Below are 12,318 nucleotides of genomic sequence, written 5' to 3'. Positions count from 1 at the left end.
CGAGTCACTGACGCGTCAGACGGCAGGGCTGATGACAGCGCCGCGCAAGATCACCGCGAGCGGCGAGCGGAGGACCGCGATGTTGACCCGCGGGTCCGCGGCGTAGACCACGAGGTCGGCCGCAGAACCGTCGACGAGCTCGCCGAAGCCCAGGTACGACCGGGTCCGCCAGCTCGCGGCGGCGACCACCTCGCTCGCTGGCACGCCCGCGGTCACAAGCTCCGCGCACTCGGCCGCGATCTGCCCGTGCCGGATCGTCCCGCCGGCATCCGTGCCGACCAGCAGCCGGACCCCGGCCTCGTGCAGGGCGGCCACGTGCCGATAGCGACGCCTGTGCATCCGTCGCATCCGCGCCGCATAGGTGGGGTACTTCGCCAGCGCCTGGGCGGCGATGACGTCGAACTGGCCCACCTGCAGCAGGGTCGGGGTCACCGCGACACCACGCCGCACGACCTCGTCGATCTGAGGATCGGTCAGCCCGGTCCCGTGCTCCAGGCAGTCGACACCCGCCGCGAGGAGCCCGTCGATGGCCTCCGTCGCGAAGGTGTGAGCGGTAACACGGGCCGCCTCGGCGTGAGCCGCCGCAACCGCGGCGGTGAGCTGCGCCGTCGACCACAGCGGCGCAAGGTCCCCCCCGTCCCGGTCGATCCAGTCGGCGACGATCTTCACCCAGCCGTCGCCTGCCGCGGCCTCCTCGGCCACCGCGCCCGCCAGGTCGTCGGGGGTCTCGAGCTCGCGTCCGAACCCGCGCAGGTACCGCTTGGGGCGCGCAAGGTGTTGGCCGCACCGCAGGATCCGGGGCAGGTCGTCGCGCACGTCCATCCACCGGGTGTCGATCGGGGAACCGGCGTCGCGCACCAGGAGCACGCCGCTGTCGCGGTCGGCGATCGCCTGCGCGCGAGCCTCCTCGGCGCTGACCGGGCCGCCGGGGCCCAGACCGACATGCGCGTGCACGTCGACGAGCCCCGGCACGGCGAAGCCCTCGATGTGGACCGTCTCGGCGCTGAGCCCGGACGGCCGGGTGAGGGTGATCACGCCATCCTCGACCCACACGTCACCGAACTCGCGACCGTCCCCGAGGGTGACGTGGCCGTGGATGTGGAGAACCGGCTGCTGGCTCATCCTGCCCTCCTTCCGGATCCGGTCCCGCGGTCATCGACCGAGGAACTTCTCCAGTCCTGGTGGCAGCTCGAGGGGTGCCTGCGAGTCGGCCGGCTTCCCGACGCCGAAGGACGATCCCGGCGCGGCCGGTGGTGCGTCGATCGCGGCCCGCTGCTCGGCGGCGCGCTTGGCAGGGTTGCCGGACTTGCTCTTCTTGCCGCGCTGGGCGGGTGCCTGCTGGCGCCCCCGGGCCTTCTTGCCGCCCATACCCGGCAGGTTCCCCATGCCCGGCATGGCCATGCCGCCGCCCCGGCTCATCTGGCGCATCATCTTTTGTGCGCCGACGAAGCGGTCGAGCAGCTGGTTGACCTCGGTCGTGGTGACGCCGGAGCCCTTGGCGATACGGGCGCGCCGCGAACCGTTGATGATCTTGGGCGTCTCGCGCTCGGCCGGTGTCATGGACCGGATGATGGCCTCGACGCGGTCGACCTCACGCTCGTCGAAGTTGTCGAGCGCCTCGCGCATCTGCCCCATGCCCGGCAGCATGCCCAGCATCTTCTTCATCGAGCCCATGTTGCGCATCTGCTGCATCTGGACAAGGAAGTCGGCGAGGGTGAAGTCCTTGCCCGACGCCATCTTGTCGGCCATGGCCTGGGTCTGGTCGGCATCGAAGGCCTTCTCGGCCTGCTCGATGAGGGTGAGCACATCACCCATGTCGAGGATGCGCGAGGCCATGCGGTCGGGGTGGAATGCCTCGAAGTCGGTGAGCTTCTCACCGGTCGAGGCGAAGAGGATCGGGCGGCCGGTGACCCGGGCCACGGACAACGCCGCACCACCGCGGGCGTCGCCGTCGAGCTTGGTGAGCACAACCCCGGTGAAGTTCACGCCCTCGGCGAATGCCTGAGCGGTTGCGACCGCATCCTGGCCGATCATCGCGTCGATGACAAAGAGGATCTCGTCCGGGCTGGTCGCGTCGCGGATGTCCGCGGCCTGCTGCATGAGCTCGGCGTCGACGCCGAGCCGGCCGGCGGTGTCGATGATGACGATGTCGTGCTGGCGCGACCTCGCGGTCTCCACGCCGGCGCGGGCGACGGCGACGGGGTCGCCGGCGGAGACGCCTGACTCACCCTCGGCGCCCTGGTTGCCGGGGCTGGGTGCATAGACCGGCACGCCGGCCCGCTCCCCCACGACCTTGAGCTGGGTGACTGCGTTGGGGCGCTGCAGGTCGGCGGCGACGAGGAGCGGCGTGTGGCCCTGCTCGCGCAGGTGCAGTGCGAGCTTGCCGGCGAGCGTGGTCTTTCCGGCGCCCTGGAGGCCGGCGAGCATGATGACGCTCGGCGGGTTCTTCGCCAGGTTCAGGCCGCGGCTCTCGCCGCCGAGGATCGCGACGAGCTCCTCGTTGACGATCTTGACGACCTGCTGGGCGGGGTTGAGCGCGCCCGAGACCTCGGAGGAGAGCGCACGCTCCCGCACGGTCCCGGTGAACTCGCGGACCACGGAGACTGCGACGTCAGCATCGAGCAGGGCCCGGCGGATCTCCCGCACGGTCGCATCGATGTCGGCCTCGGACAGGCGTCCTTTGGTCCGCAGGTTCTTAAAGGTCGTTGTCAGTCGATCCGACAGAGTGGCGAACACCGTTGCAATCCTCACCGTTCGCTCGTGATGTCACGCGGATCGCGGCCCGTAGGCCACCCACCGCGTGTCTAGACGTGAAGCGCTCAGACTACCGGCTCGAGCGGCTCGCCCGCGCTCACAGCGGCTCTCCCGCGCTCAGTTCCCCGCCGAGCGCGGCGATCCCCCGCCGGAACAGGTCGTCGACGAGGCTCGCCCGCCAGCTCGTCCACGTGGTCGGCCCGAGCGAGGACCCATCCGCCTCGGTGAGCGCGCGCAGCACCTCGAGCAGGTCGGGCCGGTGGTCGACGGCGCGGAGCAGCTCCGCGAGCGTGGCCGGGTCATTGGGATCGTGGCTGACGGCGAGCCGGGACAGGGTCAGGTGGTGGGCGACCATGCGCGCCACGTCGTCGACCACGTGCTGCTCGAAGCCCATCCGGCCCAGGATCGCCGGGGCGAGCTCGGCGCCGGTGATCGAGTGGTCCACCGCCCCGGCGCGCTTGCCGATGTCGTGCAGGAAGGCCGAGAGCAGCAGCACGTCGGTCAGCTCGACGTTCTTGTGCCACTGTCGGGCCCGGGAGACCACCTCGATGAGGTGGCGATCGACCGTGTGCCGGTGGGCTGCGGCCCGCTGGGGGCGGTTGCGCACCCCAGCCCACTCCGGGATCCAGGTGGTGACCACGCCGGCGAGGTCGAGGGCCTCCCACACCGGAATCTGGGACGCCCCCGAGCCGAGCACCGTGAGCAGGGCCGAACGCGCCGCGCGCGGCCACGGCACGGGCAGCGCCGGGCACTGCGCCAGGCTGGCGACCGACACGGGCGAGATGGCCAGGCCGGTGCGGGCCGCCGTCGCGGCCGCGCGCAGCGCGAGCAGCGGGTCGCTCTCCGGGTTCGCCGCGATCGCCAGCACCAGCTCGCCGTCGTGCTCGACGAGGCCGTCTCCGACCGAACGCAGACGCGGGGCGGCGCGCCGGCCCCGGATCATCAGCGGGCGGGGGATCGACGGGCGCTGGAGCGCCTGCCGGGCCCGGCGCACGGTCGTGTCCAAGCCGTAGGAGATCTCACGGCCGGCCTCGGCGAGGCTCGCGAGGAAGTCGTCCGGCTCGGCGAAGCCGCACAGCGCGGCGACCTCGTCGAGGTCGGCCAGGCCCAGCCGGTTGGTGCGGCGGCGGGTGGTCAGCTGGAGCGCGTCACGGGCGTCGAGCAGGTGCGCGTAGGCGCGGTCCACCGCGCCGTGCGGACGGTCGGTGAGCCAGGTCGCGGCGAGCGCGGTGAGGATCACGGCGTCGCGGATGCCTCCGCGGGCCTCCTTGAGGTCCGGCTCGATGAGATAGGCGAGCTCACCGTGCCGCGTCGCGCGAGCCTTCGTCGAGGCGAGCAGCTCGGGGAGTCGCCGCCGGGAGGCCGCGCGCCAGTCGCCCAGGACCGCCGAGGTGGCGCGGTGCGCGACGACGACGTCCCCGGCGATCGGGCGGACGTCGAGCATGCCGATCGCGGCGGGGAGGTCCTTGGAGGCGACCTGGCGGCACTGAGCGAGGGACCGCACGGAGTGGTCGAGATCGAGGCCGGCGTCCCAGATGGGGTACCACAGGCTCTGAGCAAGGGTCTGGAGCTGCTGCGCAGAATGGCTGCGACCGTCGTGGATGAGGACGAGGTCGAGGTCGCTCGTGGGCCCGAGGTCACCGCGGCCCAGGCTGCCGACGGCGGCGAGAGCGACCCCCCTCGTATCCGTCGCCGCAGTGGCCCCTTCCCAGAGGTCGGCGAGGTCGGCGACCACGAGGTCGACCAGGGCCGCGCGCCTGGATCGTCCCTGGTCGGGTGACACGGGGCCACGGGGGGCGGGGCCGCTGTGTCGGGCTGCGAGCTCGAGCATCTGGGACCGCAGGCCCCGTACCGCGGACGGGTACGGGGCCTGCGACTCGAGCTCGCCACGCTGGTGAGGCTGTGGCTGGTCTGGCATGGGCGAGCTACCCCTAGAGGGCGGCGGCGCCGTGCTCGCCGGTCCGGACCCGGGCCACGTCGTCGACCGAGACGGTCCACACCTTGCCGTCACCGATCTTGCCGGTCTGGGCGGCCTGCACGATCACCCCGGTGACGACGGCTGCGTCGTCGTCCTCGACGAGGACCTCGATGCGGACCTTCGGCACGAGGTCGACCGTGTACTCGGCACCGCGGTAGACCTCGGTGTGGCCCTTCTGCCGACCGTAGCCGCTGGCCTCGCTGACGGTCATGCCGCGCACGCCCGCCGCCTCCAGGGCCGACTTCACGTCGTCGAGCCGGTGGGGCTGGATGATTCCGGTGACGAGCTTCATGACCTGACCTCCGTAATGACCCGGCCGCCGCCGATGGTCTCGTATGCACCTTCACCGTGGACCGCGAGGTCGATTCCGCCGACCTCTGCGTCCTCGCTGACCCGCCATCCGAGCGTGTTCTTGATGCCCAGCCCGATCACCAGGGTGACCACACCGGAGAAGACGACCGCGGCGAGGGCGATGAGGATCTGGATGACAAGCTGCTTGATCCCTCCACCATAGAAGAGCCCGGTCTCCGTGGCGAGGAAGCCGACGCCGATCGTTCCGACCAGGCCACCGACGAGGTGGACCCCGACGACGTCGAGGGAGTCGTCGTAGCCGAACCTGTACTTGAGGCCGACTGCCAGGGCGCAGAGCACACCGGCGACCGCACCGAGGAGCAGGGAGCCGACCGGGCTCAGCGCACCCGCGGCCGGGGTGATCGCGACCAGGCCGGCGACGACGCCGGAAGCGGCGCCGAGGGAGGTGGCGTGCCCGTCGCGGATCTTCTCCGTGACCAGCCAGCCGAGGATCGCCGCACACGCTGCGGAGGTCGTGTTGACCCAGGCGAGGCCCGCGGTCTCGTTCGCGCCGAAGGCCGAGCCTGCGTTGAAACCGAACCAGCCGAACCACAGCAGAGCCGCGCCGAGCATGACGAAGGGAAGGTTGTGGGGACGCATGGGCTCTGTGCGGAACCCTTTGCGTGCGCCCATGATGAGGACGAGCACGAGGCCCGCGACACCCGCGTTGATGTGGACGACCGTTCCACCGGCGAAGTCGATCGGGGCGACCGTGGCCACGCCGTCGGTCGTACCGAAGATCTTGGCCGCGAGGCCGTCCGGCGAGGCCGAGAGGAAGCCGCCGCCCCAGACCATGTGTGCCATCGGGAAGTAGGCCAAGGTCACCCAGATCGCCGTGAAGACCATCCAGCTGCCGTACTTGACGCGGTCCGCGATCGCGCCGCTGATCAGCGCGGTCGTGATGATCGCGAAGGTCACCTGGAAGGCGACGTCGACGACCTGAGGGTAGTTGCCCAGGGTGCTCGAGACGGCCGCACCAGCGTCGTCGAAGATCGTCCCCGAGAGTCCGAACTGGTCGAAGGGGTTGCCGATGATGCCACCGACATCGCTCCCGTAGGACATCGACCAGCCCCACAGGACGTAGACCACGCCGATGACACCCATCGCGCCGAAGGACATCATCATCATGTTGAGCACGGACTTGGCGCGGACCATGCCGCCGTAGAAAAAGGCCAGGCCAGGTGTCATGAGGAGCACGAGCGATGCTGAGATCAGCATCCACGCAGTCGCCCCGGTATCCCATTCCATCGGATCATCTCCCATCCCAGCCGGCGGCCGGTCGAAGACAACTGTGATGGAGCCCGATTACGGTGACCGTGCGCGCGCGTTTCCGCCCGGTGACGAGATGGCTCCGCAGGTAAACGTTGTGTTACGCGGGCAGCTCAGCCCTGCAGCAGCCCGTCGACAAAGTCCTCGGCGACGAAGGGCGCGAGGTCGTCTGGGCCTTCGCCCAGACCCACGAGCTTGACCGGGACGCCGAGCTCGCGCTGGACCGCGACGACGATGCCGCCCTTGGCGGTCCCGTCGAGCTTGGTCAGCACGATCCCGGTGACGCCGGCGACCTCGGCGAAGACCCGGGCCTGGTTGAGCCCGTTCTGCCCGGTCGTCGCGTCGAGCACGAGCAGCACCTCCGAGAGCGGCGCCTCCTTCGTGATGACCCGGCTGATCTTGCCCAGCTCGTCCATCAGACCGGCCTTGTTCTGCAACCGGCCGGCGGTGTCGACCAGAACCACGTCGACGCCGCGCTGGCGCCCGGTCCGAACCGCGTCGAAGGCGACCGCCGCCGGGTCGGCGCCGTCCTTGAAGGAGCGGATGGTCTCCACACCCACGCGCGCGCCCCACGTCGTGAGCTGGTCGGCGGCCGCCGCCCGGAACGTGTCGGCTGCCCCGAGGATCACCTCGTTGCCCTCGGCCACCAGGACGCGGGTGAGCTTGCCGACAGTCGTCGTCTTGCCGGTTCCGTTGACGCCGACGACGAGCACGACGGCGGGAACCTTCTCCCCCGCCTCGTTCGTCGTGGGAGCGGTATTCAGGCGGCGGTCGAGCGTGGGGTCGACGAGCCGCACGAGCTCGGCCCGCAGCATGGCGCGCACGCCCTCGGGGTCCTTGACACCCTGCACCCGGACGTCGGTGCGCAGCGCGTCGATGAGCTCGGCCGCGGGGCCAGCGCCGACGTCGGCGAGGAGCAGGGTCTCCTCGAGCTCGTCCCAGTCGTCCTCGCTCAGGTGGTCGCGGGACAGCACTGCGAGCAGCTTGGCCCCCAGCGGGGAACCGGACCGCGCGAGGCGGTCGCGCAGCCGGGCGAGGCGCCCAGCCGGCGCCTCGGGAACCTCGATGGCCGGGACGACCTCGGCGAGGGCGTCGTCGACGCTCTCCGTGGCGGGGCCGTCCTCGAGCGTGGCCGACGACGCGCGCCCGGCGACGTCGGAGACGTCACCCGCCGCGGCGCCGTCGGTCGTGATCGTCGTCGTCGGCGGCGTCTTGCGCCGCTTCGAGGACGAGAATCCCAGGAATCCCAGGCCCACGAGGGCGAGGACGGCGAGTGTTATCCAGAGCGGCAGCAGATCATTCACGCCTGAAGTCTCTCAGGCGAGGGCGTGTCCCCGCACCACGGGCGCTCAGTCGGGTGCCGCGCGAGCATCGGTTCGGGAGGGCATGAGGTCCGGACTCCGGGCGCGGCGGGTCAGGTCAGCGGCGCAGGTGGTGCAGGGCGTCGCTCAGCTGGGCGGTGTCGAGGTAGGCGGGCTCGGAGGTCGCGGTCGCCTCGAAGAAGTCGTCGAAGGAGGTGTTCGACTCGGATGCGTGCGGCTCCTCGTCGACCAGATCCCTGTCTTTCGACTCGGCGGTGCCCCGGCCACCGCTCGCCTGCCGCCTGCCGGTCCACCGGCCCTGGGACGGGCGCGGGCCTGCGAGCACGGAGACCCGCCGTGGGCCACCGTCGGGCGCCGACCCTGATCCATCCCGGCGCCGCAGCCGATCCAGGCGGGCGCGCAGGGCCGACACGCCGGAGCGGAAGTCCAGCCACAGCGACGTCCACGCCGATCCGGGGGTTGGGTCGCCTGCATCCTCGGCGCCGTCGGCCGGGTCTCCCGGAGAGACGATCCCTGCGAGCAGCAGGACACCCACCGCGACGACGACCGCAACCAGCAACCACACATACATCTCGACCATGCCCCCAGTCGTAGCACGCATTATCGGCAGTCACCCCACCGGCGAGGCGTGTGCGCGAGGTCCACGTCCCATCCGCACCCAATCTCCACGGGTCACCTCGCGCGGGCCGCACACGGGTCGCACACGGGTCGACGACGCAGCACGTCGGCTCCCGCGTCGAGGCTCAGGAGGGTCTGGTCGAGCGCCGACTCACGCCTGCGACGGCTCCCGCATCCGCTGGCTGATGACCGTCGTCACGCCGTCCCCCCGCATCGTCACACCGTAGAGCGCGTCGGCGATCTCCATCGTGCGCTTCTGGTGCGTGATGACGATGAGCTGGCTGTCCTGCTGCAGCTCCATGAAGATGTCCAGCAGCCGACCGAGGTTGGTGTCGTCGAGAGCCGCCTCGACCTCGTCCATGACATAGAACGGGCTGGGCCGAGCCTTGAAGATCGACACGAGGAGCGCGATCGCGGTCAGCGACCGTTCCCCGCCGGAGAGCAGGGAGAGTCGCTTGACCTTCTTGCCAGCCGGGCGGGCCTCGATCTCGATGCCGGTCGTGAGCATGTTGCCCGGGTCGGTCAGCACGAGCCGGCCCTCCCCTCCCGGGAACAGCCGGGGGAAGACTTCGGCGAACTGCGCCTCGGTGTCCCGGTAAGCCTCGCTGAACACCTGCTCGACTCGCTCGTCGATCTCGCGGACGAGCTCCATGAGGTCGGCGCGCGAGCGCTTGAGGTCGCTCAGCTGGTCGGTGAGGAACTTGTGCCGCTCCTCGAGGGCGGCGAACTCCTCCAGGGCGAGGGGGTTGACCTTGCCGAGTGCGGTCATGGCCCGCTCCGCGGTCCGCAGGCGCTTCTCCTGCTCGGCGCGGACGTAGGGCCGACCGGCCGGCTCGACGGTCGGGTAGCAGTCTGGACTGTCGCCGGAATGGTCGTCGGGCTGTCCTCCGGGCTCGTCGTCCGCCGCGCCGAGCACCGGGATCATCCGGTGCGGGCCGAACTCCTCGATCAGGGTCACCGGGTCCAACCCGAGCTCGTCGACGGCGCGCACCTCGAGGGTCTCGACTCGCAGCTGCTGCTGCGCGCGTGCCACCTCGTCTCGGTGCGCCGTGTCGGTCAGCTCGCGCAGGTCGGCGGTCAGGGCGTCCACGGTGGCCCGCAGCGCTGTCCGTTGCGCTTCTCGGGCCACCCGCGCCGCCTCGGCGTCGTCGCGGCGGGCCGCGGCCCGGGCGATCGACTGCTCCACGTGAGTCAGGGTCGCGTCCGCGCCCTCGCGCACGGCGCGGGCCCGAGCAGTCTGGCGCAGCCGTCGGGTCTGGCGCTGCGCCGCCCGCTCGCGTGCCGCGCGTTCGGTCACCGCCGCCCTCTCGAGCCCCTGGGCGCGGCCGGAGACGGCCCGGGCGCGTTCCTCGCTCGTCCGCAACGCCAGCCGCGCCTCGGTCTCCAACGACCGGGCCTGGACGGCGCGCTCGCTCGCCCGGTCGCGGTCGGCCGTGCCGCGGGCGACCGCCTCCTCTGACTCCTCAGGCGCGGTCTGGGCCACCTCGAGCCGGTCCGTGAGCTCGGCGAGCCCTTCGCGTTCCCGGGCGAGCGCCCGCTCGGCTGCGTCGAGGCGGTCTTGGATCCGTACGGACTCCTCGACCGCCGCCCGCGTGGTCGCGCCCAGCGCGCCAAGCTGCTCGGCGACGGCGGCGATTGCGGCGTCGGACTCGTTGAGCCGGGCCACGGTGAGGTCATGTCGGCGACGCGCGGCGCCCTCGGTCTCCACAGCCGCCACCCGCGCATCGTGGGCGCGGGCCAACCGCTGCTCGGCATCGGCCTGCGCTGCACGGGCCTCGTCGAGGGCTGCCTGCAGGTGCAGGACGCTCGGCGCTGCGGCCGAACCGCCCCAGGCTCGGTGCGCACCGAGCACGTCCCCCGTGCGGGTGACCGCAGTCAGCTCGGGGTGCTCCCCGACGAGATGCTGCGCGGCTACGAGGTCGTCGACGACGACGACGCCGGCGAGCAGGCGATCCACGGCTCTCCGGACCGAGGCTGCGGGCCGCACGACGGCCGCTGCCCACACCGCGCCGTCGGGCAGGCGGACACCGACGCCAGGCGGCATAACACCAGGTGCCGAGGCCCATTCGCCGTGGGCGCTCGTGTGGTCGCCGGTGCGGCTGCCATGACCGCTGCTGTTGTCGGCACTCTCGTCGTGCGCACTGTCGTCGTGAGCGCTGTTGGCTCCGGCACTGTTGTCGCCGATGACCAGGCTCGCCCGGCCGGCGTCGTCGGCGCGCAGGAGGCGGATGGCGTCCACGGCGGCGTCGGCGGAGTTCACGGCGACCGCGTCGGCGTGCGGACCGAGGGCTGCGGCGACCGCGTCGGCGTACCCGGGCTCGATGCTCAGCAGGGCGGCCATCGACCCGATGGTGCCGGTCAACGAGTCCGCGGCGAGCAGGGCGCCGGCGCCGTCCTTGCGGGTCAGGCTCAGGTCGAGGGTCTCGGCGCGAGTGAGCCAGGTGGCTCGGTCCCGTTCGGCCTCTTCACGCTCGCCGAGCACCTCGCGGAGGGATTCCGTGGCTGTGTGCAGGGCAGCGACGGCGTCCTCGTGGTCAGCGTCGAGGTCTTCTTCGCCCTGGGCGGCCCCGGCGACCTGGGTCTCCAGAGCCTCGAACTCGCCGCGAGCTGCGACCCCGCGCTCCTGGGCGGCGTCGAGAGAGGCGCGCAGCCGGCCGATCTCGGCCTCGGTCGCCTCGGCCGTCGAGCGCCGGGCCGCCACCTGACCGGCGAGCCGGGCCAGGCCTTCGCGTCGGTCGGCCACCCCGCGCGTCGCGGCGGCCAGCGCCTTCTCTGCGGCGGCGGTCGCGGCCTCGGCCTCGAGCCGGGCGCCGGCGAGCTCGGTGAGCCACGCCACCCGCCCCGCGACCTCGATCGCGAGCTCGGCGTCGGCCGCGCGGGCGCGGACGGCCTGTGCGTCGAGCTCGCGCGGGTCCTGGCCCTGGTGCGGGGGACCCTCGGCAGACAGCAGGCGCAGCCGTTCGGCGGCGAGAGTCCGGGTGCCGGTCAGCCGGTCGCGCAGCGACCCCAGGGCGTACCAGGTGGCGTTGGCCTCAGCGACCGCGGGTCCGGCCGTGGTGATCTGGTGCTCGACGACGTCCAGCTCGGTACGGCGGCCGGCAAGCGTGGCCTCTGCCTCTGCGGCCCGGGCGCGCAGGGCGCTCTCGTCGGCGATCTCCTGGTCGAGGCTCGCGGTGAGCTGGGCGAGGTCGTCGGCGAGCAGCCGAGCCTTGGCGTCGCGCAGGTCGGCCGCCACGACGGCGGCCTTGCGGGCCATCTCCGCCTGTCGGCCCAGCGGACCGAGCTGGCGGCGCAGCTCGGCGGTCAGGTCTCCTAGGCGCAGGAGGTTGCCGGACATCGCCTCGAGCTTGCGCAGCGCCTTGTCCTTGCGCTTGCGGTGCTTGAGGACGCCAGCCGCCTCCTCGATGAAGCCGCGACGTTCCTCGGGGGTGGCGCGCAGCACGGCGTCGAGCTGGCCCTGGCCGACGATGACGTGCATCTCCCGGCCCAGGCCGGAGTCGGAGAGCAGGTCCTGGATGTCGAGCAGCCGGCAGGAGGAGCCATTGATCGCGTACTCCGAGCCACCGTTGCGGAACAGTGTCCGGGTGATGGTCACCTCGGCGTACTCGATCGGCAGCGCGCCGTCGGTGTTGTCGATGGTCAGGGACACCTCGGCGCGACCGAGCGGCGGGCGCCCGGAGGTGCCGGCGAAGATGACGTCCTCCATCTTGCCCCCGCGCAGGGTCTTGGCACCCTGCTCCCCCATGACCCAGGCGAGGGCGTCGACGACGTTCGACTTGCCCGAGCCGTTGGGGCCCACGACGCAGGTCACCCCGGGCTCGAAGCTCAGCGTCGTCGCCGAGGCGAACGACTTGAACCCGCGCAGGGTGAGTGTCTTGAGGTGCACGTCCCACAGACTAGTAGCCGCACCCCACAACCGACCCCACCCCTCGCTGAGTGCGGGGAAATGGCTGCCCCATGTCCGTTTTGGGCAGCCATTCCTCCACACTCAGCGAAGATTTCGCTCGGCGGAGATTCGCTCGGTGG

The 12,318-nt window shown here is 71.8% G+C and carries 8 protein-coding genes; all 8 read right to left on the bottom strand.

Annotated elements, in window-relative coordinates:
• Positions 1–15: 15 nt before the first annotated feature.
• The gene (locus BLQ50_RS09205; RefSeq protein WP_093183049.1) at positions 16–1,122 is read right to left on the bottom strand and encodes an amidohydrolase family protein; all 1,107 of its coding nucleotides are present in this window, start codon (positions 1,120–1,122) and stop codon (positions 16–18) included.
• Positions 1,123–1,152: 30 nt separating this feature from the next.
• Positions 1,153–2,736 carry a signal recognition particle protein gene (ffh, locus tag BLQ50_RS09200; RefSeq protein WP_093183048.1) on the bottom strand — a complete coding sequence of 528 codons (1,584 nt, stop codon included), beginning with the start codon at positions 2,734–2,736 and terminating at the stop codon, positions 1,153–1,155.
• A gap of 115 nt (positions 2,737–2,851) precedes the next feature.
• The gene (locus tag BLQ50_RS09195; protein ID WP_093183046.1) at positions 2,852–4,672 is read right to left on the bottom strand and encodes a [protein-PII] uridylyltransferase family protein; all 1,821 of its coding nucleotides are present in this window, start codon (positions 4,670–4,672) and stop codon (positions 2,852–2,854) included.
• Positions 4,673–4,685: 13 nt separating this feature from the next.
• Positions 4,686–5,024, bottom strand: a complete 339-nt coding sequence (locus BLQ50_RS09190; RefSeq protein ID WP_093183045.1) for a P-II family nitrogen regulator — start codon at positions 5,022–5,024, stop codon at positions 4,686–4,688.
• Positions 5,021–6,331: an ammonium transporter gene (locus tag BLQ50_RS09185; RefSeq protein WP_093183043.1), complete on the bottom strand. Its 1,311-nt coding sequence runs from the start codon at positions 6,329–6,331 to the stop codon at positions 5,021–5,023. The genes BLQ50_RS09190 and BLQ50_RS09185 overlap by 4 nt, the downstream gene beginning before the upstream one ends.
• 134 nt (positions 6,332–6,465) lie before the next feature.
• Positions 6,466–7,656, bottom strand: a complete 1,191-nt coding sequence (gene ftsY / locus BLQ50_RS09180; protein WP_093183042.1) for a signal recognition particle-docking protein FtsY — start codon at positions 7,654–7,656, stop codon at positions 6,466–6,468.
• Positions 7,657–7,771: 115 nt separating this feature from the next.
• Complete coding sequence (locus BLQ50_RS09175; protein WP_093183040.1) at positions 7,772–8,254, bottom strand: hypothetical protein; 483 nt, start codon at positions 8,252–8,254, stop codon at positions 7,772–7,774.
• Between the two features lie 189 nt (positions 8,255–8,443).
• On the bottom strand, positions 8,444–12,178 hold the full coding sequence (locus BLQ50_RS09170; RefSeq protein WP_093183039.1) for an AAA family ATPase: 3,735 nt from the start codon (positions 12,176–12,178) through the stop codon (positions 8,444–8,446).
• Positions 12,179–12,318: the final 140 nt, after the last annotated feature.

Origin of the sequence: Sanguibacter gelidistatuariae, assembly GCF_900096585.1 — a bacterium.
Lineage (GTDB): Bacteria > Actinomycetota > Actinomycetes > Actinomycetales > Cellulomonadaceae > Sanguibacter > Sanguibacter gelidistatuariae.
Note: the sequence above shows the minus strand (reverse complement) of the source record. Positions and strands in the feature narration are given on the sequence as shown.